This is a genomic window from Enterobacter sp. R-1.6.2, assembly GCF_035064085.1.
GTDB lineage: Bacteria > Pseudomonadota > Gammaproteobacteria > Enterobacterales > Enterobacteriaceae > Enterobacter > Enterobacter asburiae_B.
In genome coordinates, this window is record NZ_JASEYI010000014.1 from 116,996 (window position 1) to 140,194 (window position 23,199).

General features: G+C 55.7%; 22 protein-coding genes and 1 tRNA gene. 15 read left to right on the forward strand and 8 right to left on the reverse strand.

What is annotated here, in order from left to right; all coding sequences use genetic code 11:
* Window positions 1-83: 83 nt before the first annotated feature.
* Window positions 84-1,274 carry a mannonate dehydratase gene (gene uxuA / locus QMN93_RS16175; protein ID WP_193139719.1) on the reverse strand — a complete coding sequence of 397 codons (1,191 nt, stop codon included), beginning with the start codon at window positions 1,272-1,274 and terminating at the stop codon, window positions 84-86.
* 205 nt (window positions 1,275-1,479) lie between these two features.
* Between uxuA and QMN93_RS16180 the strand changes: the two genes are divergently transcribed.
* From QMN93_RS16180 to yejF, 9 genes are all read left to right on the forward strand, one after another.
* Window positions 1,480-2,946, forward strand: a complete 1,467-nt coding sequence (locus tag QMN93_RS16180; protein WP_193139721.1) for a mannitol dehydrogenase family protein — start codon at window positions 1,480-1,482, stop codon at window positions 2,944-2,946.
* Window positions 2,947-3,070: 124 nt separating this feature from the next.
* Window positions 3,071-4,057 (forward strand): GTP-binding protein, encoded by a 987-nt coding sequence (locus QMN93_RS16185; RefSeq protein WP_193139723.1) that lies wholly within the window; start codon window positions 3,071-3,073, stop codon window positions 4,055-4,057.
* Between the two features lie 33 nt (window positions 4,058-4,090).
* Complete coding sequence (locus QMN93_RS16190; RefSeq protein ID WP_166670502.1) at window positions 4,091-4,804, forward strand: phosphatase PAP2 family protein; 714 nt, start codon at window positions 4,091-4,093, stop codon at window positions 4,802-4,804.
* A 415-nt stretch (window positions 4,805-5,219) separates the two neighbouring features.
* Window positions 5,220-5,789 (forward strand): bifunctional murein DD-endopeptidase/murein LD-carboxypeptidase, encoded by a 570-nt coding sequence (gene mepS / locus QMN93_RS16195; protein ID WP_008500946.1) that lies wholly within the window; start codon window positions 5,220-5,222, stop codon window positions 5,787-5,789.
* A gap of 126 nt (window positions 5,790-5,915) precedes the next feature.
* Window positions 5,916-7,472 carry a cyclic di-GMP phosphodiesterase gene (locus QMN93_RS16200; RefSeq protein WP_039263175.1) on the forward strand — a complete coding sequence of 519 codons (1,557 nt, stop codon included), beginning with the start codon at window positions 5,916-5,918 and terminating at the stop codon, window positions 7,470-7,472.
* Window positions 7,473-7,546: 74 nt separating this feature from the next.
* Window positions 7,547-9,352 carry an extracellular solute-binding protein gene (locus QMN93_RS16205; RefSeq protein WP_064672863.1) on the forward strand — a complete coding sequence of 602 codons (1,806 nt, stop codon included), beginning with the start codon at window positions 7,547-7,549 and terminating at the stop codon, window positions 9,350-9,352.
* Window positions 9,353-9,361: 9 nt separating this feature from the next.
* Complete coding sequence (locus QMN93_RS16210) at window positions 9,362-10,456, forward strand: microcin C ABC transporter permease YejB (protein ID WP_193139725.1); 1,095 nt, start codon at window positions 9,362-9,364, stop codon at window positions 10,454-10,456.
* The gene (locus tag QMN93_RS16215; RefSeq protein ID WP_193139726.1) at window positions 10,456-11,481 is read left to right on the forward strand and encodes an ABC transporter permease; all 1,026 of its coding nucleotides are present in this window, start codon (window positions 10,456-10,458) and stop codon (window positions 11,479-11,481) included. The genes QMN93_RS16210 and QMN93_RS16215 overlap by 1 nt, the downstream gene beginning before the upstream one ends.
* A 1-nt stretch (window position 11,482) precedes the next feature.
* Window positions 11,483-13,072: a microcin C ABC transporter ATP-binding protein YejF gene (gene yejF / locus QMN93_RS16220; protein WP_182383817.1), complete on the forward strand. Its 1,590-nt coding sequence runs from the start codon at window positions 11,483-11,485 to the stop codon at window positions 13,070-13,072.
* Between the two features lie 3 nt (window positions 13,073-13,075).
* Here yejF and QMN93_RS16225 read toward each other — a convergent pair whose 3' ends face one another.
* The 3 genes from QMN93_RS16225 to rsuA all read right to left on the reverse strand — a co-directional run bounded on the left by QMN93_RS16225 (window position 13,076) and on the right by rsuA (window position 15,619).
* Window positions 13,076-13,420, reverse strand: coding sequence for a YejG family protein (locus QMN93_RS16225; protein ID WP_028013883.1), 345 nt, complete (start codon window positions 13,418-13,420; stop codon window positions 13,076-13,078).
* 279 nt (window positions 13,421-13,699) lie between these two features.
* The gene (locus tag QMN93_RS16230) at window positions 13,700-14,896 is read right to left on the reverse strand and encodes a Bcr/CflA family multidrug efflux MFS transporter (RefSeq protein ID WP_008500953.1); all 1,197 of its coding nucleotides are present in this window, start codon (window positions 14,894-14,896) and stop codon (window positions 13,700-13,702) included.
* A 15-nt stretch (window positions 14,897-14,911) separates the two neighbouring features.
* On the reverse strand, window positions 14,912-15,619 hold the full coding sequence (rsuA, locus tag QMN93_RS16235) for a 16S rRNA pseudouridine(516) synthase RsuA (protein WP_023312495.1): 708 nt from the start codon (window positions 15,617-15,619) through the stop codon (window positions 14,912-14,914).
* A gap of 281 nt (window positions 15,620-15,900) precedes the next feature.
* On the opposite strand from rsuA, the gene QMN93_RS16240 reads away from it, so the two are divergent.
* Window positions 15,901-17,661 carry a DEAD/DEAH box helicase gene (locus QMN93_RS16240; protein WP_033146049.1) on the forward strand — a complete coding sequence of 587 codons (1,761 nt, stop codon included), beginning with the start codon at window positions 15,901-15,903 and terminating at the stop codon, window positions 17,659-17,661.
* Window positions 17,662-17,786: 125 nt separating this feature from the next.
* A complete protein-coding gene (gene rplY, locus QMN93_RS16245; RefSeq protein WP_029740955.1) occupies window positions 17,787-18,071 on the forward strand; it encodes a 50S ribosomal protein L25 in 285 nt (94 codons plus the stop codon).
* Window positions 18,072-18,123: 52 nt separating this feature from the next.
* Here rplY and yejK read toward each other — a convergent pair whose 3' ends face one another.
* The gene (gene yejK / locus QMN93_RS16250) at window positions 18,124-19,131 is read right to left on the reverse strand and encodes a nucleoid-associated protein YejK (protein ID WP_008500957.1); all 1,008 of its coding nucleotides are present in this window, start codon (window positions 19,129-19,131) and stop codon (window positions 18,124-18,126) included.
* A 134-nt stretch (window positions 19,132-19,265) separates the two neighbouring features.
* Between yejK and QMN93_RS16255 the strand changes: the two genes are divergently transcribed.
* The 3 genes from QMN93_RS16255 (at window position 19,266) to QMN93_RS16265 (ending at window position 21,422) form a co-directional block, all read left to right on the forward strand.
* Window positions 19,266-19,493 (forward strand): YejL family protein, encoded by a 228-nt coding sequence (locus QMN93_RS16255; RefSeq protein ID WP_008500958.1) that lies wholly within the window; start codon window positions 19,266-19,268, stop codon window positions 19,491-19,493.
* Between the two features lie 19 nt (window positions 19,494-19,512).
* Window positions 19,513-21,273 carry an LPS biosynthesis-modulating metalloenzyme YejM gene (yejM, locus tag QMN93_RS16260; RefSeq protein ID WP_033146050.1) on the forward strand — a complete coding sequence of 587 codons (1,761 nt, stop codon included), beginning with the start codon at window positions 19,513-19,515 and terminating at the stop codon, window positions 21,271-21,273.
* 72 nt (window positions 21,274-21,345) lie between these two features.
* Window positions 21,346-21,422, forward strand: a tRNA-Pro gene (locus QMN93_RS16265).
* Between the two features lie 105 nt (window positions 21,423-21,527).
* On the opposite strand, the gene QMN93_RS16270 is transcribed toward QMN93_RS16265, so the two are convergent.
* The gene (locus tag QMN93_RS16270; RefSeq protein WP_038977186.1) at window positions 21,528-21,848 is read right to left on the reverse strand and encodes a hypothetical protein; all 321 of its coding nucleotides are present in this window, start codon (window positions 21,846-21,848) and stop codon (window positions 21,528-21,530) included.
* Window positions 21,848-22,087: a hypothetical protein gene (locus QMN93_RS16275; RefSeq protein WP_193139728.1), complete on the reverse strand. Its 240-nt coding sequence runs from the start codon at window positions 22,085-22,087 to the stop codon at window positions 21,848-21,850. The genes QMN93_RS16270 and QMN93_RS16275 overlap by 1 nt, the downstream gene beginning before the upstream one ends.
* A 99-nt stretch (window positions 22,088-22,186) precedes the next feature.
* On the opposite strand from QMN93_RS16275, the gene QMN93_RS16280 reads away from it, so the two are divergent.
* On the forward strand, window positions 22,187-22,453 hold the full coding sequence (locus QMN93_RS16280; protein ID WP_137468368.1) for a DinI family protein: 267 nt from the start codon (window positions 22,187-22,189) through the stop codon (window positions 22,451-22,453).
* A gap of 43 nt (window positions 22,454-22,496) precedes the next feature.
* On the opposite strand, the gene QMN93_RS16285 is transcribed toward QMN93_RS16280, so the two are convergent.
* The gene (locus QMN93_RS16285) at window positions 22,497-23,057 is read right to left on the reverse strand and encodes a recombinase family protein (RefSeq protein ID WP_167819694.1); all 561 of its coding nucleotides are present in this window, start codon (window positions 23,055-23,057) and stop codon (window positions 22,497-22,499) included.
* Window positions 23,058-23,199: the final 142 nt, after the last annotated feature.

Consider the following 23,199-nt stretch of genomic DNA (forward strand, 5'->3'; position numbering starts at 1 on the left):
CCGACCGACAAAAACACAAAAACCGGCTCTCAGGCCGGTTTTTTTTGTAGCCCGGTAAGCGTAGCGCCACCGGGCTACAGCGCTTACATAAGCTCCGGATACTTCGTCATCTTCAGCGCCAGCTCAACGCCGCGCACTTCCGCCATACCTTTAAGACGGCCAATCGCCGAATAGCCCGGGTTGGTTTTCTTACGCAGATCGTCCAGCATCTGGTGGCCGTGATCCGGACGGAACGGGATAGGACGCACATCGCCCGCCTGCTTGCGACGCGCCTCTTCCGCCAGAATGGCGTCTACCACCGCCACCATATTCACATCGCCGCCCAGGTGCGCCGCCTCGTGGAAGGTTTTTGGATTCTCCTCGCGGCAGGTCGCACGCAAGTGCGTAAAGTGAATGCGATCGCCAAAGGTTTCAATCATCCGCACCAGGTCGTTATCCGCACGCACGCCGTAGGAGCCGGTACACATGGTGAAGCCGTTATAGATGCTGTTTACCGTCTCTTTCAGCCACTGCATATCTTCAAGGGTGGAAACGATACGCGGCAGGCCGAGGATAGGACGCGGTGGATCGTCCGGGTGCACGGCGAGGCGTACACCTGCCTCTTCAGCAACCGGCACGATAGCGCGCAGGAAATACGCCATGTTTTCACGCAGCTGCTGCTTATCAATATCGCCGTATTCCGCCAGGCGCGCGCGGAACTGATCCAGCGTATACCCCTCTTCAGCTCCCGGCAGGCCCGCAATAATATTACGGGTCAGCTTTTCGATGTCCGTGTCGCTGGCTGCATTGAACCATTCGAGCGCCTGCTGCTGCTCTTCCGCGGTGTAATCCGCTTCGGCGCCAGGACGTTTCAGAATGTGCAGCTCAAACGCCGCGAAGGCGATCTGGTCGAAACGCAGCGCTTTCGAGCCGTCCGGCATCTGATATTCAAGGTCGGTACGCGTCCAGTCGAGGATAGGCATGAAGTTATAGCAAACCGTATCAATGCCGCAGGCCGCCAGGTTGCGAATGCTCTGCTGATAGTTAGCAATCCAGGTCTGGTACTCCCCGGAATGGGTTTTGATGTCTTCGTGAACCGGGATGCTCTCTACCACAGACCAGGTTAACCCCTTCTCCGCCAGCAGCGCCTGACGCTGTTGAATTTCTTCAACCGGCCATACCTGACCGTTAGGAATATGATGCAGCGCCGTGACGACACCCGTTGCGCCTGCCTGGCGCACATCATCAAGAGAAACCGGATCGTTCGGCCCGTACCAACGCCAGGTTTGTTCCATTGCCTCACCCTCTTAAGTTGTTATACCAATATGCGTTACTGCAATGACGACTACCATACATGTTTACCGCTAAGGGTCAACATACCGCCACACATTGATTGATCAAACTCACAGAACGGGGATATTTACGGCTCACCAATTTTATTTGCTGTCATATAACTTTACACTGACATTGTTAATTAATGGTTAATCAGGTGTGTATCTCATGAAGACAATTGCCTCCACCGCCCTTCCTGCCCAGGTTCAGCAGCCGCGCTACGATCGTCAGCAACTGCGCTCCCGCATCGTCCATTTTGGCTTTGGCGCGTTTCACCGTGCGCACCAGGCATTATTAACAAACCGGGTGCTTAATGAAAAAGGCGGCGACTGGGGTATTTGTGAGATTAGTCTTTTCAGCGGCGACGTGCTGATGAGCCAGCTGCGCGCGCAGGATCATCTGTTCACCGTGCTGGAGAAAGGGGCAGAAGGCAATGAGGCGATTATCGTCGGTGCCGTCCATGAATGCCTTAACGCAAAGCTGGACTCTCTGCCCGCCATTATTGAGAAATTTTGCGAGCCTCAGGTCGCGATTGTGTCGCTCACCATCACGGAGAAAGGCTACTGCATCGATCCCGCGACCGGGAAACTCGATCTGCACAACGCCCGGATAATCCATGACCTTGAAAACCCCTCAGAGCCGCATTCCGCACCCGGGATCCTGGTCGAAGCGCTTCACCGCCGCCACGAGCGCGGCTTGCCTGCGTTTACCGTGCTCTCCTGCGACAATATCCCTGATAACGGGCACGTGGTGAAAAACGCGGTGCTGGGCATGGCGCAAAAGCGTTCCGCAGCGCTGTCTGAATGGATTGACAGCCACGTGAGCTTCCCGGGGACGATGGTCGACAGAATTGTTCCCGCCGCGACGGACGCCTCACTGGCTGAAATCACCGACGCGCTCGGCGTTGAAGATCCGTGCGCCATCAGCTGCGAGCCGTTTATTCAGTGGGTGGTGGAAGATAATTTTGTCGCCGGCCGTCCGGAGTGGGAAGTCGCGGGCGTTCAGATGGTGCAGGATGTTCTGCCCTGGGAGCAGATGAAATTGCGCATGCTCAACGGCAGCCACTCTTTCCTGGCGTATCTGGGGTACCTCGCAGGCTACGCCCATATTAATGAATGCATGGAGGACGCTGCGTTCCGCGAAGCCGCCCGTCGGCTGATGCTGGACGAACAGGTGCCCACATTACGCATTAAGGATGTCGACCTCACCGCCTACGCCGATAGCCTGCTCGAGCGCTTTGCCAACCCGGCACTTCAGCATCGGACCTGGCAAATCGCGATGGACGGCAGCCAGAAGCTTCCGCAAAGAATGCTGGACGGGATCCGCGTTCATCTCGAGCGAAAAACACCGTGGTCGCTGCTGGCTCTGGGCGTGGCCGGCTGGATACGCTACGTCAGCGGTACCGACGACCGTGGCAACGCGATTGATGTTCGCGATCCCCTCAGCGATAAAATTAGCACGATGGTCAATGCCAGCAGCGACGACGACCGCGTTAACGCCCTGCTGGGGCTGAGCGAGGTCTTTGGTCACGATCTCGCGCAAAACAGCGCGTTTGTGGAGGCTGTCAGCCAGGCATACCAGCGCATCACCCGCCACGGCGCGCGTCAGGCTGTTATCGAGACGTTAAATATTTAACGATTATTGCGCTTAACGCGAACGGATGAAGCCTCCGTTCGCCCTCCCCCTTCTCACCGGTCACGTTTTTCGCCAGGATAGAGAGATTAGTGTTATAGCATCACAATCCTCATCTGGAGCGCACGTGACCAAAACCAACCTCATCACCGGTTTTCTCGGCAGCGGTAAAACCACCTCAATTCTCCACCTGCTGGCGAATAAAGATCCTGCCGAGAAATGGGCCGTGCTGGTCAATGAATTTGGCGAGGTAGGCATTGACGGCGCGTTACTGTCATCCAGCGGCGCGATGATTAAAGAGATCCCTGGCGGGTGCATGTGCTGCGTCAATGGCCTGCCGATGCAGGTCGGGCTCAATACGCTGCTGCGTCAGGGCAAACCCAACCGCCTGCTGATTGAGCCCACCGGGCTGGGCCATCCGAAGCAGATCCTCGATTTACTGACCGCCCCGGTTTACGAGCCGTGGATCGACCTGCGCGCCACCCTGTGCCTGCTCGATCCGCGTCAGCTTCTGGATGACAAAGCGGTGGCCAATGAGAACTTCCGCGATCAGCTCGCCTCGGCTGACGTTATTGTCGCGAATAAAGCAGATCGCGCCACGGCTGAAAGCCAGGCCGCGCTGGACGCGTGGTGGCAACATTTCGGCTGCAACCGCACGCGGGTGCAGACCACCCAGGGGAATATTGATAGCGCCCTGCTTGACCTTCCTCGTCTGAACATGGCTGAACTTCCGGCCAGTGCGGAACATCAACATCATCATCCGGTGAAACAGGGTTTAGCCGCTCTCAGCCTGCCGGAACATCAGCGCTGGCGTCGTAACCTGAACAGCGGCCAGGGATATCAGGCCTGCGGATGGATATTTGATGCTGAAACCGTTTTCGACACCATCGGGATCCTGGAGTGGGCCCGACTTGCTCCCGTCGATCGCGTGAAAGGGATCATGCGCACCCCAGACGGGCTGGTGCGGATCAACCGTCAGGGTGACGATTTCTTTATTGAAACGCAGAATGTGGCGCCGCCTGACAGCCGAATAGAGTTAATTAGTGCGGTTAACGCCGACTGGAATGCCCTCCAGTCCAGCCTGTTGAGGATTCGTTTAAGTTCGGGCGGCTAACGTTGCCCCAGTTTTCACTCTATGCAGAACGTTATGACAACTCGATTTCCCCTGATATTACTGCTTAATGTCGCCGGTCTGGCGCTTTTCTTCTCCTGGTATATCCCGGCGGATCATGGTTTCTGGTTCCCGCTGGATTCTGCCATTTTTCACTTCTTCAACCAGGAGCTGGTGAAGAGCAGCGCGTTCCTGTGGCTGGTGGCAATTACCAATAACCGCGCCTTCGACGGCTTCTCGCTGCTGGCCATGGGCTGCCTGATGCTCTCTTTCTGGCTGAAAGAGGATAAAGCCGGGCGTCGGCGTATTCTCATTATCGGTCTGGTGATGCTGCTGTTTGCCGTTGTCATTAACCAGCTGGCAACTGCGATTATTCCGGTTAAGCGTTCAAGCCCAACGCTATTCTTCACCGATATTTATCGCGTCAGCGAACTGCTGCATATTCCAACAAAAGATGCGTCGAAGGACAGTTTCCCCGGCGATCACGGCATGATGCTGCTTATTTTTTCCGCAATTATGCTTCGCTATTTCGGCAGAAAAGCTTTTGCCATAGCCCTGATTATTTTTGTGGTTTTTGCCTTCCCGCGCGTAATGATTGGCGCTCACTGGTTTACCGATATTGCCGTCGGTTCGCTCTCCGTGGCGCTGATTGCGCTGCCGTGGTGTTTGATGACCCCACTGAGCGACAGGATAATAGCGCTGTTCGATCGCTATCTTCCCGGAAGAGCGCAACAACAATTAAACAAATAACTAACCTAAATTAACGTGAGCTATCAGGGATCGACATGATCCCTGATAGCGTTCTCGCCGCGATCTTTCCCCACTGTCATATTCTCGTCATCATATTCATGATAAAAATGAAGCAATTGCATACTGGCGCAGCGGATCCGTCGCTATTTTGAGCAATTCTATGTTTTTACTTTCTGTATCACATTTTCTTATAAAAAAAAGGCTTTTTTTTCTCGCAATACCCCAGGCAATCGGTTAATCTCGAACTCGTTTTGCCCCATAGAGATAATTATTTCACTGGCGAATAATTTTGTGCGCTGTGCCACAAATGTGACCAGAAAGAATTGTCTCAATGTGAACAGATAATTAGTCTCGTCACGTTTGGCATTTTTATAACGATATTTGTCGTTAAGGACTTCAAGGGATAATAAACAAAATGGTCAAATCTCAACCGTTTCTGAGATATATCTTACGGGGGATCCCGGCGATAGCAGTCGCGGTACTGTTGTCTGCATGTAGTACATCGAACACCGCAAAGAATATGCATCCTGAGACGCGTGTTGTGGGAATGGAAGATTCCTCGTCACTGCAAGCCTCTCAGGATGAATTTGAAAATATGGTACGTAATCTGGACGTGAAGTCCCGCATTATGGACCAGTATGCTGACTGGAAAGGCGTGCGCTATCGCCTTGGCGGCAGCACAAAAACAGGTATTGATTGTTCCGGTTTTGTACAGCGTACGTTCCGTGAGCAATTTGGGTTAGATCTTCCGCGTTCAACCTATGAACAGCAGGAGATGGGCAAGTCGATTTCACGTACCAAACTGCGCACCGGTGATTTAGTCCTGTTCCGTGCCGGTTCTACAGGTCGACATGTTGGCATCTACATTGGTAATGACCAGTTTGTACATGCCTCCACCAGCAGCGGTGTGACCATTTCCAGCATGAATGAACCGTACTGGAAGAAGCGCTACAACGAAGCACGCCGCGTACTGACCCGCAGTTAATATGACTATTGTATCGTTGGTTATCCCTTGGCTGACGATATGATGAAAAAAGCACTGCTTCGGCAGTGTTTTTTTTTGCCCGTTACACTGAATACATCCAGCGGCATTTCAGGAATCACGACGTCTATGTTCACCCGCTATTTCTCCAGCAATCGCAAAATACTGATCCTCAGCATCATCACAGGCCTGATCGCCGCCCTGCTCCTGGGTTCGTTGCAATTTTTCTGGAGCTACCACAAGCGGGAAGTCAAATTCGACACCCTGATCCACGATGTGAGCATCTATATGGAGAGCTACTTCGATGAGTTAAAAAATTCTATCGATGTGCTCCAGCCGCTCACGTTAAACAACTGCCACGACGTCAATCAGGAACTTACCTCGCGCGCTGCCTTTAGCGTTAACGTTCGCGCATTCCTGCTGGTCAGAGACAAAATGGCGTTCTGCTCTTCTGCCACGGGGCCGATGAATGTCCCCATGGAGGAGCTGATCCCCGAGCTGCACATCGACAAACAGATTGATATGGCGTTACTTCCCGGCACCCCCATGTTGCCCAACAAGCCCGCGATTGCCATCTGGTACCGTAACCCGCTAGTGAAGGACGGCGGAGTGTTTACCTCGGTGAATCTCAATCTGACGCCTTACCTGCTCTACACCGCGCGCCAGGACGAATTTGCCGGCATTGCCATCATTATTGGCGACCATGCGCTGTCAACGCGGTCCAGCACGCTGGTCCTTGCGCATGATCTGCATGAAACGCCGGCCCGTACCGCGACGCTGAAAGACGTGCCCCTGACCATCAACCTGTATGCTGACGCCTGGACCAGCGATGAAATTCTCTACGCCCTGTTCTTCGGGCTGGTATGCGGCATTTGTGCCGGATCGCTCAACTACTATATCCTCAGCATTCGGCTCAATCCGGGTAAAGAGATTTTAAGCGCCATTAAGCGCGGCCAGTTTTACGTGGTCTATCAGCCCGTCGTCGATGCTAAATCGCTCCAGATGACCGGGCTTGAAGTGCTGATGCGCTGGAAACACCCGACGATGGGGGAAATTCCGCCGGACGCGTTTATCAACTTTGCCGAAGCGCAGAAGCTGATTGTCCCGCTGACGCTGCATCTCTTTGACCTTATCATTCACGATGCCCCCGTGTTACAAACCCTGTTACCTCCGGGAGCAAAGGTGGGCATCAACATTGCGCCGGGGCATCTGCATGCGGAAAGCTTCAAAGACGATATGCGCACCTTCAAAGCGCTACTGCCGCAGGATTACTTCCAGATCGTGCTGGAAATCACCGAGCGCGACATGCTCAATCATCGGGAAGCCAACAGCCTTTTCGAATGGCTGCATAACGAAGGGTTTGAGATAGCCATTGATGATTTTGGCACCGGCCACAGCGCGCTGATTTATCTTGAGCATTTCACCATGGACTACCTCAAGATTGACCGCGGTTTTGTTAATGCGATTGGCACCGAGACCGTGACGTCGCCGGTGCTGGATGCCGTCCTGACGCTGGCAAGACGACTGAATATGTCGACCGTCGCCGAAGGGGTGGAAACGCCGGAACAGGCCGCCTGGCTGCGCGAACACGGCGTTAATTTCCTGCAGGGATACTGGATTAGCCGCCCGATGCCGCTGGCGCAGTTCCGCGAATGGCGGCCTGATATTTCGCCCGAGGGCGATTAATTTCACATTGCCCGTGACGTCACTTATTATTCAGCTTAACCGAGCCGGTCTGTAAAAGAGGGAGCCGCCGCGAGATGCTTATGCGCTTCATGTTGCTGATGTTGGCACTAACGAGCCTGTCCAGCCAGGCGCAGGCCATCAAAGAAAATATCGCCTTCGCGGTGATTGGCGAGCCGAAATATGCGGTCAATTTTACGCACTTCGATTACGTTAACCCTGCCGCGCCGAAGGGCGGAAAGGTCACGCTTTCCGCCACGGGAACATTCGACAACTTCAACCGCTTCGCCCTGCGCGGCGTGGCGGCCGCGCGAACGGAATCGCTTTACGATACGCTCTTCGTCACGTCGGATGATGAGCCCGGCAGCTATTATCCGCTGATTGCCGAGAACGTGCGTTACGCCGATAACTTCGCCTGGGCGGAAATTTCGCTGAATCCGCGAGCACGTTTTCACGATGGCACACCGGTTAAGGCCAGCGACGTCGCGTTCACCTTCCATAAATTCATGACTGAAGGCGTCCCCCAGTTCCGCATCGTGTATAAAGGGGCTTCCGTCAGAGCCATCGCGCCGCTCACCGTGCGCATCGAGCTGAGCGAACCGAACAAAGAGAATATGCTCAGCCTGTTCTCGCTGCCGGTGATGCCGGAATCGTTCTGGAAAAATCATAAGCTAAGCGACCCGCTATCCACGCCGCCGCTGGCAGGCGGCCCATACCGCATCACCGACTGGCGCATGGGGCAATATGTCGTTTACTCTCGCGTGAAAGACTACTGGGCAGCAGACCTGCCGGTAAACCGCGGGCGCTGGAATTTCGACACCCTTCGCTATGATTACTACCTCGACGATAACGTGGCGTTTGAAGCGTTCAAAGCCGGCGCCTTCGATCTACGCGTAGAAAGCAGCGCCAAAAACTGGGCGACCCGCTATATCGGAAAAAATTTCGCCAAAGGCTATATCGTCAAAGACGAGCACAAAAATGAGTCTGCCCAGGACACCCGCTGGCTGGCGTTTAATATTCAGCGTCCGGTATTTAATGACCGCCGGGTGCGCGAAGCCATTTCCCTGGCCTTTGATTTTGAGTGGATGAACAAGGCGCTGTTTTACGGGGCTTACAGCCGTGCCAACAGCTATTTTCAGAACACCGAATACGCCGCGCGCGATTACCCGAAAGCCGACGAGCTGGCACTGCTGGCGCCGCTGAAAGCGGAGCTGCCGCCGCAGGTGTTCACCACCGTGTTTCAGCCGCCCGCGTCGAAGGGTGACGGTTACGACCGCGACAACCTGCTGAAAGCCAGCAAACTGCTGGATGACGCGGGCTGGCACCTGAAAAATCAAAAGCGTGTGGATGCCAAAACGGGTAAGCCTCTCAGCTTTGAGCTGCTGCTCTCGTCCGGGGGCAACGATCAGTGGGTACTGCCGTTTAAGCACAACCTTGAGCGGCTGGGCGTGACCATGAACATTCGCCAGGTCGATAACGCGCAGATCACCAGCCGCATGCGCAGCCGTGATTACGACATGATGCAGCGCCTGTGGCCCGCGCAGCCGTGGCCCAGCTCCGACCTGCAAATCTCCTGGGCCTCCAGCTACATTGACTCCTCATACAATGCGCCAGGTGTAAAAAGCCCGGCGATTGACGCGCTGATTGCGAAAATAGTGGCGGCGCAGGGGGATAAAGAAAAGCTCCTGCCGCTCGGGCGCGCCCTCGACAGGGTCCTGACCTGGAACTACTACATGCTGCCGATGTGGTATATGGGCGAAGATCGCCTTGCGCGCTGGGACAAGTTCTCCGTGCCTGCCGTGCGCCCTGTCTACTCCCTGGGCTTTGATACCTGGTGGTATGACGTTAACAAAGCCGCCAGACTTCCCGCTGAGCGGCGATAAGGAATCATCATGGGTGCCTATCTTCTCCGTCGTCTCCTGCTGGTCATCCCCACCCTGTGGGCCATCATCACGATTAACTTTTTTATCGTGCAAATCGCCCCCGGCGGCCCGGTCGATCAGGCGATTGCCGCCATTGAATTTGGCAACAGCGGCGGCATGCCCGGCGGCGGCGGTGAAGGGATGGGCGCGAGCCATGCGCGAACCGGCGTAGGGAATATCAGCGAAAGCCATTATCGCGGCGGACGCGGGCTGGATCCGGAAGTGATCGCCGAGATCACCCACCGCTACGGCTTTGACAAACCGATTCACGAGCGCTATTTCAAGATGCTCTGGGATTACATCCGCTTTGATTTTGGCGATAGCCTGTTTCGCAGTGCGTCAGTGTTAACGTTGATCAAGCAAAGCCTGCCGGTTTCGATAACGCTGGGGCTGTGGGGAACGCTGATTATCTATCTGGTCTCTATACCGCTCGGGATCCGCAAAGCGGTGTATAACGGCAGCCGGTTTGATATCTGGAGCAGCACGTTCATCATCATCGGCTACGCCATCCCGGCGTTTCTGTTTGCCGTCCTGCTGATTGTCTTTTTTGCCGGGGGAAGCTATTTCGACCTCTTCCCGCTGCGGGGGCTGGTCTCCGCCGATTTTAGCTCCCTGCCGTGGTATCAGAAAACCACCGACTATCTCTGGCATATCACGCTGCCGGTGCTGGCCACGGTCATCGGCGGGTTTGCGGCCCTGACCATGTTGACCAAAAACGCCTTTCTCGATGAAATTCGTAAGCAGTACGTTGTCACGGCCCGCGCCAAGGGCGTGAGCGAGAAGCAGATCATGTGGAAACACGTGTTCCGCAACGCCATGCTGCTGGTGATCGCCGGATTTCCGGCCACGTTCATCGGCATGTTTTTTACCGGCTCGCTGCTGATAGAGGTGATGTTCTCGCTCAACGGCCTGGGGCTGCTGGGCTATGAGGCTACCGTATCGCGCGATTATCCGGTGATGTTTGGCACACTCTATATTTTCACCCTGATTGGCCTGCTGCTGAATATCATCAGCGATATCAGCTATACGCTGGTCGATCCCCGAATCGATTTTGAGGGCCGCTGATGCCGCGTTTAAGCCCCGTCAACCAGGCCCGCTGGGCCCGCTTTCGCCACAACCGCCGCGGCTACTGGTCGCTGTGGATTTTTGCCGTGCTGTTTGCCTTAAGCATGTGTTCGGAGCTGATCGCCAACGACAAGCCTTTGCTGGTGCATTTTAACGACCGCTGGTACGTGCCGGTTATCGCCAGTTACAGCGAAAGCGACTTTGGCGGCCCGTTTGCGACACCGGCGGAGTATCAGGATCCGTGGCTTCGCCAGCAGATTGAGCAGCACGGCTGGGCGCTCTGGGCACCGGTGCGCTTTGGCGCAAACAGCATTAACTTCGCCACCACAACCCCCTTCCCTTCCCCGCCCTCCGCGCAAAACTGGCTGGGAACGGATGCAAACGGCGGGGACGTACTGGCGCGCATCCTGTATGGCACGCGAATTTCTCTTCTCTTTGGGCTGATGCTGACGCTCTTCTCAAGCGTGATGGGCGTCGTGGCGGGCGCCGTTCAGGGCTACTACGGCGGGAAAATTGACCTGTGGGGCCAGCGGGTTATTGAAGTCTGGTCAGGCATGCCAACGCTGTTTCTGATCATCCTGCTTTCCAGCGTGGTGCAGCCCGGCTTCTGGTGGCTGTTAGGCATCACCGTCCTGTTCGGCTGGATGGCGCTGGTGGGCGTGGTGCGCGCGGAGTTCCTGCGCACCCGCAATTTCGACTATATTCGCGCCGCGCAGGCGCTTGGCGTGAGCGATCGGGGGATCATCTTCCGCCACATGCTGCCCAACGCGGTCGTGGCAACGCTCACCTTCCTGCCGTTTATTCTGTGCAGCTCCATCACCACCCTCACCTCGCTGGATTTTCTTGGTTTCGGGCTACCGCTGGGTTCCCCGTCGCTCGGCGAACTGCTGCTGCAGGGTAAGAACAACCTGCAGGCGCCGTGGTTAGGCATCGCCGCCTTTCTTTCCGTGGCCGTGCTGCTGTCGCTGCTGATTTTTATTGGCGAAGCCGTGCGCGATGCCTTCGATCCGAACAAGGCGGTATAAAATGACCCAGCCTCTTCTCAGTATTGATAACCTGTCGATTGCTTTTTCTAAGCAGGACGAGACGCGCACCGTGGTCACCGACCTGTCGCTGCAGATCCAGACCGGGGAAACGCTGGCCCTGGTGGGCGAGTCGGGTTCAGGCAAGAGCGTTTCGGCACTCTCCATCCTGCGCCTGTTGCCGTCCCCACCGGTGAGCTACCCGCAAGGGGATATTCTGTTTCACGGCAGCTCGCTGCTGCATGCCGACGAACATACCCTGCGCGGCATACGCGGCAACAAAATCGCCATGATCTTCCAGGAGCCGATGGTTTCCCTCAACCCGCTGCACAGCCTGGAGAAACAGCTCTATGAAGTGCTCTCCCTGCACCGGGGGATGCGCAAAGAGGCCGCGCGGGGAGAAATTCTGGACTGTCTGGAACGAACGGGCATACGCAACGCGGCCAAACGGCTGAATGATTTTCCGCATCAGCTCTCCGGCGGCGAACGCCAGCGCGTGATGATCGCTATGGCCCTGCTCACGCGACCCGAGCTGTTGATTGCCGACGAGCCCACAACGGCGCTGGACGTGACGATACAGGCGCAAATACTGACGCTGCTGCGGGAACTGCGTGACGAGCTGAACATGAGCCTGCTTTTTATCACGCACAACCTGAGCATTGTGAGAAAGCTGGCCGACAGCGTCGCGGTGATGCAAAACGGACGATGCGTTGAACAGAATAGCGCGTCCACGCTGCTGAGCGCGCCGCAGCACCCCTATACGCAGCGTTTGCTCGACAGCGAACCCTCCGGCGACCCGGTTCCGCTCGCGGCTGACAGCACACCGCTGCTGCGCGTTGAGGATTTGTCCGTCTCGTTCCCGATCCGCAAAGGTATTCTGCGGCGCATCGTCGACCAGAATCCGGTGCTGAAAAACATCCGCTTCTCGCTGCGCCCGGGAGAATCTCTGGGGCTGGTGGGCGAATCCGGTTCCGGCAAAAGTACCACCGGTCTGGCGCTGCTGCGCTTAATTGCCTCCCAGGGCGAGATCCTCTTTGACGATATGCCGCTGCACCGCTGGAACCGCCGTCAGATGCTGCCCGTGCGGCCCCGCATGCAGGTGGTGTTTCAGGATCCCAACTCCTCGCTTAACCCCCGGCTCAGCGTGTTACAGATTATCGAGGAGGGTCTGCGCGTGCATCAGCCCGGCCTGAGCGCTCAGCAGCGCGAGGAGGAAGTTATGCGGGTGATGGCCGAAGTGGGCTTAGATGCCGGGACGCGCCACCGCTATCCGGCTGAATTCTCCGGCGGGCAGCGCCAGCGTATCGCCATTGCCCGCGCGCTGATCCTGAAGCCGGAGCTGATTATTCTGGATGAACCAACGTCGTCGCTGGACAGAACCGTTCAGGCGCAGATCCTGGCGCTGCTGAAAGGGCTTCAGGAAAAACACCGGCTGGCCTATATCTTTATCAGCCACGATCTACAGGTGGTGCGGGCGCTATGCCATCAGGTGATTGTGTTGCGACAGGGAGAAGTGGTCGAGCAGGGAGAGTGCCAGCGCGTATTTAGCGCGCCAACGCAGCGCTACACGCGCCAGCTGTTGTCGGCAGACTAGCGGTCAGAACGGGTACTGGCCGGAGAAAGGCTCCGCGATGGCAACGCCAAAATTCTTCAGACGGCAGGTGGCGGCAAACTCGTCCTGGCTCTTCACGAACAGGCACGGCTCACCTTCACACTCCAGCACGGAGCTGTCCACTTCGATATCCGTCAGGGCCTGACTGAGACGCTCCATCACCCGCCATGCATTTTCGTCGCTCGGGCTCAGCAGCTTGAGTGCCACCAGGCAGTTTTCACAGCCCGCGACGCTTTGCGGAATCGGTTCAACTTTCGAACCTGCAAAACCCGCCGACCAGCGATAGCTCTGGGGCAAGCGATGGACAATGGAGAGTTGTAATGTATTCACGTTCGTTCCCCGGAAGCAAAATTTACTTCACAATTTATTTACATTTATAGTAACACATCATCGCCAGCCTGCACTATTCAGCGCTTTTTTATCGATATCCAGGCTCGCGTCGGCGCTATATGTACCCGTTTCTGCGAGCTAACTCAACCTTTTTGAATACAATGATGTGACTTTTTACACAAATAGATTTTACATAAAATAAACAAACACGGAATAAACGAACGGGAGTTTGGTTGATATGCATCAACAAAAAAGGCCCTGCCGGGCCTTCTCTGTATTTTAGTGGGCCGCTTTTCGCGGTCGACTGGCGTAAAGATAGAAGAGTATCGAGCTGGTTGCGCAAAAAGCCATCGCCCACAGCATGGGCCATGCCGTCGTAAAGGTAGCCATTGAAAGCAACGCCCCGACGATAGCGCCAATACCGAAGCGGAACGTCCCCGCCAGGGAAGAGGCGGTGCCCGCCATATGCGGAAACTCATCCAGGATCACCGCCATCGCATTAGATGACACCATCGACACGCAGCCGACAAAGGCCGCTACGCCGACCACCAGCGCCCAGAAGCCCACGCCCAGAAACGCGCTCACCACCAGCCAGATAGCCATCACAAACTGGATCCACAGCCCGGCGCGGAACATGTTCAGTGCCCCCACCCGCCGGACAAAACGGCTGTTGATGATGGTCATGATGAACAGGAAGACGATGTTAAGCGCGAAATAGTAGCCGAAGTGCTGCGGCGAAACGTGATTCAGTTCAATGTAGACAAACGGCCCGGCGCTCAGGAAGGAGAACATCCCGGCGAAGCTGAACCCGCTTGCCAGCATGTAGCTGAGCACGCGCTTGTGGCGAAACAGCGAGGCAAAGTTGCCTATTGTGGTTCGGATGTGGAATTTCTGGCGGCGCTCCACGGGAAGCGTTTCATCAATAAAGAAGAAGATCATCGCCGAGGCCAGCAGCGCGGCCAGGGCCAGGATCCAGAAAATCACATGCCAGCTAAACCACACCAGCACCGCACCACCGGCCATCGGGGCCACCAGCGGCGCAATCGTCGTCACCAGCATCACGAACGACATCATGCGGGAGAACTCTTCCTTCGGGTAGATATCGCGCATCAGGGCGTTAATCACCACGCTTGCCGCAGCCGCCGCCAGACCGTGGAAGAAGCGCATGATAATCAGATGATCGATGGTCTGCGCCAGCGCACAGGCCACCGCTGCGGCTGCAAAGACCAGCGTCCCGCCCAGAATAACGGGCTTGCGTCCAAGGCTGTCCGCCATCGGGCCATAAAACAGCTGGCCGAGGGCAAAGCCGAGAATATAGGTGCTGAGCGTCATCTGCGCGCTGCCCGCCGGAACGCCAAACTGCGCGGAAATGACCGGCAGCGCGGGCAGGTACATATCAATAGACAGCGGCATCAGCATGGCCAGCAGGCCAAGAATGAAGACGATTTTGAACGACGAGTGTGGCCTGGTGGTCACAGAGCTCTCCTGAAATTAGTGCGAAGGCAGACCGACGCTGGCGATCTCTTCTTCCGTTAACGGGCGATATTCGCCAGGCGCCAGGTCGGGATCGAGTTCGATCGCACCAATCCGCTCACGATGCAGGCCAACAACGTGGTTCCCCACCGCGGCAAACATACGTTTCACCTGATGGTAGCGCCCTTCGCTGATGGTCAGACGGACCTCCGTCGGCGTGATCACCTCAAGCACGGCGGGTTTGGTCAGATCTTTTTCATTATGCAGCTGAACGCCTTTCGTGAATTGCTCTGCCGTGTCATCCGACACCGGCGACTCCAGCGTGACCAGATAGGTTTTCTCGCAGTGGTGACGCGGGGAAGTAATGCGATGCGACCACTGCCCGTCGTCGGTCATCAGCACCAGACCCGTGGTGTCGATGTCGAGGCGGCCTGCGGCGTGCAGCTTGTGCGCCACCGGTTCGTCGAGGAAATAGAGCACCGTCGGGTGATCCGGATCGTCCGTTGAGCAGACGTAGCCTTCCGGCTTATTGAGCATGAAGTAGCGCGGACCGTGCTGCTGGGTCAGAGGATTGCCGTCATACTCCACCTGATGGTCAGGTTGCAGTTTGAACGCGCTGTCTCTCACAATGTCGCCATCCACGGTAACGCGGCTGGCGCGAATTTCGCGCCCGGCAATAGCGCGGCTTACGCCGAGTTGCTGAGCGATAAACTTATCAAGTCGCATGAAATCTTTTTAGCCTTAATGGTGCAGGAAGTCGGACAACAGGTCCGAAAAAAGAAGCAGTCTGGAACGGTTCAGTATAATGGTCTGGTTGCGCCACTCAAGGGAAAAAGTTTCGTGGCATACTATCTATACCCTAAATAATTCGAGTTGCATGAAGGCGGCAAAGGAGTGAATCCCCGGGAGCTTACATAAGTAAGTGACCGGGGTGAACGAGTGCAGCCAACGCACAGGCAACTTGAAGTATGACGGGTATATGTGCGGAATAACGAAACCGAGACCCTATGACTTTTACACTTCGCCCCTATCAGCAGGAAGCCGTTGACGCCACCCTCGCCTGGTTCCGTAAACATCGCGAGCCGGCGGCGATTGTGCTCCCGACCGGCGCAGGCAAAAGCCTGGTCATCGCCGAACTGGCGCGTCTGGCCCGTGGTCGCGTGCTGGTGCTGGCGCACGTCAAAGAGCTCGTCGCGCAAAACCATGCCAAGTATTGTGCGCTTGGGCTGGAAGCCGACATTTTCGCCGCCGGGCTAAAGCGCAAAGAGAGCCACGGCAAAGTGGTCTTCGGCAGCGTGCAGTCGGTGGCGCGCAATCTGGAGCTATTTCGCAGCGAATTTTCGCTGCTGATTGTTGACGAGTGTCACCGCATCAGCGATGACGACGACAGCCAGTATCAGCAAATCCTGGCTCACCTGAAAGCGGTGAACCCTCACCTGCGCCTGCTGGGCCTGACGGCGACCCCGTTTCGCCTGGGGAAAGGCTGGATCTATCGCTACCATTATCACGGCATGGTGCGCGGCGATGAGAAGGCCCTGTTTAGCGACTGCATTTACGAACTTCCGCTGCGCTACATGATTAAACATGGCTACCTGACGCCGCCTGAACGGCTGGATATGCCGGTGGTGCAGTACGATTTCAGCCGTTTGCAGGCGCAGAGCAACGGCTTATTCAGCGAAGCGGATCTCAACCAGGAGCTGAAAAAGCAGAAGCGTATTACGCCGCATATCATCAGCCAGATTGAGGAGTTCGCCGCGACGCGCAAAGGGGTGATGATCTTTGCCGCCACGGTTGAGCACGCGCGAGAAATCACCGGACTACTGCCCGCCGGCGACGCGGCGTTAATCACCGGCGAAACGCCTGGTCCGGAGCGCGACGGCCTGATTGACGCCTTTAAAGCCCAGCGGTTCCGCTATCTGGTAAACGTGTCGGTATTGACCACCGGCTTTGACGCCCCGCACGTCGACCTGATCGCCATTTTGCGCCCGACCGAATCGGTCAGTCTGTATCAACAAATTGTTGGCCGCGGCCTGCGCCTGGCCCCGGGAAAAACCGACTGCCTGATTCTGGATTATGCCGGTAACCCGCACGATCTCTATACGCCTGAGGTCGGCGCGCCAAAAGGGAAAAGCGACAACGTGCCCGTGCAGGTCTTTTGCCCTGCCTGCGGGTTTGCCAACACCTTCTGGGGAAAAACCACCGCCGACGGTACGCTGATCGAACACTTTGGCCGCCGCTGTCAGGGCTGGTTTGAAGATGATGACGGGCATCGCGAGCAGTGCGATTTCCGCTTCCGGTTCAAAAACTGCCCGCAGTGCAACGCCGAAAACGACATTGCCGCCCGCCGCTGCCGGGAATGCGACACGGTGCTGGTTGACCCGGACGACATGCTGAAAGCGGCGCTAAAGCTGAAAGATGCCCTGGTGCTGCGCTGTTCCGGCATGGCGCTGCAGCCCGGCGCCGATGAAAAAGGCGAGTGGCTGAAAATCACCTATTACGACGAAGACGGGGCGGACGTCAGCGAGCGTTTCCGGGTTCAGACGCCTGCCCAGCGAATGGCCTTCGAGCAGCTGTTTATCCGCCCGCATACCCGCACGCCGGGCGTGCCCCTGCGCTGGATAACCGTCGCCGATATCGTGCGCCAGCAGGTGTTATTGCGCCATCCGGATTTTGTCGTCGCCCGTAAGAAAGGCCAGTTCTGGCAGGTGCGCGAGAAGCTCTTTGACTATGAAGGTCGCTTCCGTCGCGCCAACGAATTGCGCGGTTAGCGGGACTTTTCATTGATGTGAGGGGCATTTGAGTATAAAATGCCGCCCGCTTCACATCCGTGAGGCAGAACACTCACCTGCTGCTGGGTCGCCTGTAGCAGGGTTTTAAATACAGAGAGAAATCAATGTTCACTATCGAAGCAGAAGTACGTAACGTGCAGGGTAAGGGTGCGAGCCGCCGCCTGCGTAACGCTAACAAGTTCCCGGCTATCGTTTACGGTGGCGAAGCTGCTCCAGTTGCAATCGAACTGGATCACGACAAACTGTGGAACCTGCAGACCAAAGCTGAATTCTACAGCGAAGTTCTGACCATCGTTGTTGGCGGTAAAGAAGAAAAAGTGAAAGTTCAGGCTGTTCAGCGTCACCCGTTCAAGCCAAAACTGTCTCACATCGACTTCGTTCGCGCGTAATCGCAAACACGTCGAAAAAAAACCCCGCTTCTGCGGGGTTTTTTTATGGCTGTTATTTCCCGCCCGAGGTGCGGCGCTGAAGCTGATCGCGCAGGTTCGGCGGCGTACCTTTAATGGTCAGCGTATCGGTGGCCGGATCCCAGAAGATGCGTTCACCCAGCAACATCGCGTCAAAGTTGATGGTTAACCCACCGCCGCTGCCGGCAAACTTGGTTAACTGACGCAGCGTACTGCGATCCGCCGGGAAGCTCTCTTCAAGCTCATAGCCTTTTTCCGCGGTGAATTCCTGGAAGCTGACTTCGCTGACGCCCGCCAGCTCTTTTGACAGGGACTCCAGCTCGATCTCCTCCCCTGCCTGCAGCTGTTCGTTGCAGTAGCTGTAAACCTGCTGGCGCACGGTCTGGCGCTCAGATTTATCGAGCTGCGCTTCAGCCGTGAAGTCGTCAACCGCCTGGAGCAGCCCTTTGTTCTGCGCTTTGGCGTTAAGACCTTCGCTGGCACCGAGGAAATCCATAAAGAAATCCGCCACTTTGCGGCCCACGCGCCCTTTCAGGAAAGTCAGGTAGCGGGTCGACTCCGGGTTGGTTTCCCATTCGGTCAAATCAATACGCGCCACGATATCCGCATGGTTGATATCCAGATAATGCGTTGAGCTGATATCCAGCTGCTCGTTCACGCGCATGCTGCTTAAGTTATTCAGCACGGTAACCAGCAGATACTCGACCGCCAGGTAGCGATAGTGGCAGAACAGCACGATCCCGCCGTCGGCGAACGGATATTTCGCCAGCTCGTCGCGCAGACGCCCGGTGGCGGCGCGGCTAAACGCCAGGAAATCCTCTTCGCCCTGACGCTGCAGGCGCAGGCTATCGGCCAGTTCACTCTCTTCGCTGAACAGGCCATAGGCTTTATTTTTGGCACTGTAGACGCGATGCAGTTCTGCCATCATCTCCACCACGGTCGCCGTGGGTTCCAGTAACGAATCGCGCAGCACCACTTCAAGGGTTTGCTCATCACGCTTGATAAGCTGGTGCAAGGCAATCTGGTTGATTTCCAGACTCATGATAAACTCTCCTTTTAGACCGGGCGGTATTCAACCACCACCAGGACATGTGTGCAACAACAGATAAAAAAGGGGAAAAAAAGCTGTTGCTACGGTAATATGTTGCCCTTTCATCAACAAACTGATTTTGATTTATGCCACAACATTCCCGCTACAGTGATGAACACGTTGAACAACTGCTCAGTGAGCTGGTCAACGTACTGGAAAAACATAAAACGCCGACCGATCTCTCCCTGATGGTTTTGGGAAATATGGTCACCAACCTGATTAACACCAGCGTTGCTCCGGCTCAGCGTCAGGCGATCGCAAAATCGTTTGCCCAGGCTTTACAGTCGTCCGTCAGCAACGACCCGGCCCATTAAGGGATACGAACAACAGTTTATGGTGACGAATCGTCAGCGCTACCGTGAAAAAGTCTCCCAGATGGTCAGCTGGGGGCACTGGTTTGCCCTGTTCAACATTCTGCTGGCGACGGTCATTGGCTGTCGTTATCTGTTTGTCGCAGACTGGCCAACAACGCTAACCGGGCGTATCTACTCCTGGATAAGCGTTGTCGGTCACTTTAGCTTTTTGGTTTTCGCCACCTATCTGCTGATCCTGTTCCCCCTGACGTTTATCGTCATGTCGCAGCGTCTGATGCGGTTCTTGTCCGCCATCCTTGCGACGGTGGGGATGACGCTGCTGCTTATCGACAGTGAAGTGTTCACCCGCTTCCACCTGCACCTCAACCCCATCGTCTGGGAACTGGTGATTAACCCCGACCAGAACGAAACGGCCCGTGACTGGCAGCTGATGTTTATCAGCGTCCCGGTGATCCTGCTGATTGAGATGCTGTTCGCCACCTGGAGCTGGCAAAAGCTCCGCAGTCTGACCCGGCGACGCCATTATGCGAAGCCCGTCGCCGCGCTCTTTTTCGTCTCCTTTATCAGTTCGCACATCATGTATATCTGGGCGGATGCGAACTTCTATCGCCCTATTACCATGCAGCGCGCGAACCTGCCGCTCTCGTACCCGATGACGGCCCGTCGCTTCCTCGAGAAACACGGTCTGCTTGATGCACAGGAGTACCAGCGCCGTCTTATCGAGCAGGGCAACCCGGAAGCCGTCAGCGTTCAGTATCCTCTGAGCGACCTGAACTACCGCGATATGGGGCGCGGGCAAAACGTCCTGCTGATCACCGTCGATGGCCTGAACTATTCCCGTTTCGAGAAGCAGATGCCTGCGCTGGCCGCTTTCGCGAGTCAGAACGTCTCGTTTACTCAGCATATGAGCTCCGGTAACACAACCGATGCGGGCATCTTTGGCCTCTTCTATGGCATTTCAGCCGGCTACATGGACGGCGTACTGTCTACCCGCACGCCTGCGGCGCTGATCACCGGGCTGAATCAGCAAGGCTATCAGCTAGGGTTGTTCTCCTCCGATGGCTTTAACAGCCCGCTCTACCGCCAGGCGCTGCTGTCCGATTTCTCACTGCCGACGGCGCAAAATCAGTCCGACGCGCAGACCGCCGGCCAGTGGATAAACTGGCTGCAGCGCTACGCCCAGGAAGATAACCGCTGGTTCTCATGGGTTGCCTTTAACGGCACAACGCTTGCCAACAGCAATAAAAGTGATTTTGCGCGCCGCTACGGCCGCGCGGCTGGCGATGTTGATGCGCAGATAGGCCGCGTGCTTGACGCGCTTCGCGAGTCGGGCAAGCTGGACAATACCGTGGTGATCGTGACCGCGGGCCATGGCATCCCGCTAGGTGACGAGACGAAGAGTATGAGCTGGTCTCGCCCGAATCTGCAGGTTCCGCTGGTGATCCACTGGCCTGGCACCCCGGCGCAGCGCATCAATATGCTCACCGAGCATAAAGATGTGATGACCACCCTGATGCAACGCCTGCTGCACGTCAGCACGCCAGCAAACGAGTATTCGCAGGGGCAGGATCTCTTCAGCGCCGCGCGCCGCCACAGCTGGGTGACGGCGGCGGGGAATAATACGCTGGTGGTGACCACGCCGAAGCTGACGCTGGTGCTGAACAGCAACGGGAATTATCAGACGTATAATCTGCAGGGCGAACGGTTGAAAGACCAGAAACCGCAGCTGAGCCTGCTGCTGCAGGTCCTGACGGATGAGAAGCGCTTCATCGCTAACTGATTAATAATAAACCAGTTAGCGACAGATTCCCTTGCATTCAAAACGGAATCGAGTAGTATTCTTTTTATGCGTCGGCACGTAGCGCAGCCTGGTAGCGCACCGTCATGGGGTGTCGGGGGTCGGAGGTTCAAATCCTCTCGTGCCGACCAAAATTATTATTAAAACCAGCCTCTTACGGCTGGTTTTTTCATGTTTAAAATTTGTACGGGGAATCATTGGGGAAAAATGGGGGAATAACCCCCGACATTTACACGCTACATTACAGGCGATTTATCGTCTTTAACTTGGTTAAGCGTATGTGTAAGAACGCCGTGCACCGTAACATCATTCAAGGCTTCTCCTTCGATCGCCTCACCCTCTTCCGTTATCAGTGCCTGACCCAGTAGCTTCACAAACTGGTTTCTCCCATCCATGCTAACCAGCAACGTATCCCCTCTTTCTGGCTTCAGACTGACGTTAATAACGGCCCAGCCGCATGAAGTTTCAATAACTCTGCAATTGTTGTCTACACCGCAGATAACATCTATCGTCATGCGCTGCTCCTGGTAATCCATGGCTGGCGATGGAAATCCCATTAGAAAACCCTCCCCATGTTACGCAGGATCCAGTACCGGTTCTCGCTTCCGTTTGTCGTCTTATCGGCGAAGTCCGGCTGGTATCGCTCGATCCATGTATTTGCATCCGCCTGGCTGAAATGCCAGTGCCTCTCCTGCAGTTCAGCGATGAACTTGTCTGTATGCAGACAGAGATAGCCCTTCGGGTTTTGCTGTATGGCCGCAATAAAAGCAGCACGAATATCCGATTGACGAGGCATAAACGCACCCTCACTCGCTCATTGACTGTATGCATATACAGTAGTATTTTTATAAAAACAGATCAAGCACAGGCAATTTTCACTTTTAAGAGGATCGGTATGTTTGTTGAACTGGTTTATGACAAGCGAAATGTTGAGGGGCTCCAGGGGGCCGGAGAGATCATCCTGGCTGAACTAACAAAGCGGGTGCACAAGATTTTTCCTGATGCCGAAGTGAAGGTAAAGCCGATGCAGGCGAACGGCTTGAATAGTGATGCCAGCAAAAGCGATCGGGAAAAATTGAATCGCATGCTGGAGGAAATGTTTGAAGAGGCCGATATGTGGCTGGTGTCTGAATTCCCGACGGTTCGCCAGACTGGGCTGTAAAATGGTTCAGGCTGCCAGCTTCAATATTCACTGGCGGCCTGCATTATGTCTTACCACTACCTACCGGAAATTTTCGGTAGAGTGTTGAAACCCCTACGTCGTAAATTATTGCCACACGCTGACGAGATTCCCCTGCTGCGATCAATCTCCCTGCCTGCGCCCATTGCTCATCCGTTAATTTGGGCCTGCGACCGCCGATCCGCCCTTTTGCTCGCGCAGCTGCTAAACCCGCCCGGGTGCGTTCAACAATGAGCTCTCTTTCCATTTCAGCTAAAGCCCCCATAACATGAAAGAAGAATCGGCCCATCGGCGTAGACGTGTCTATGCTGTCGGTCAGGCTGCGAAAATTAATGCCCCGCTCTCGCAACTCCTCCACCAGAACGACAAGATGCCGCATGCTTCTACCGAGCCGATCGAGTTTCCAGACCACCAGCGTGTCACCCTCCGACAAGATACGGAGTACCTTTTTGAGCCCCGGCCTCTCCGATGTCTTTCCGCTTATCTTATCTTCAAAAATTAGTTCACATCCTGCGCTATCGAGCGCATTTCTCTGTAATGCGGTGTTCTGGTCATTTGTTGACACTCTCACGTAACCAATAAGCATTGTTTTATCCCCTGCAAAAAGCAGAAAGCATGCCACTGGTGAGCAGAATGGTCATTCTCAAAAACGTTGGTTTGCAATACTCGATCAGTGAACCAGATACAGAAACTGTTGTTTACACGCTTCCTGGTGGATATAAACTCAT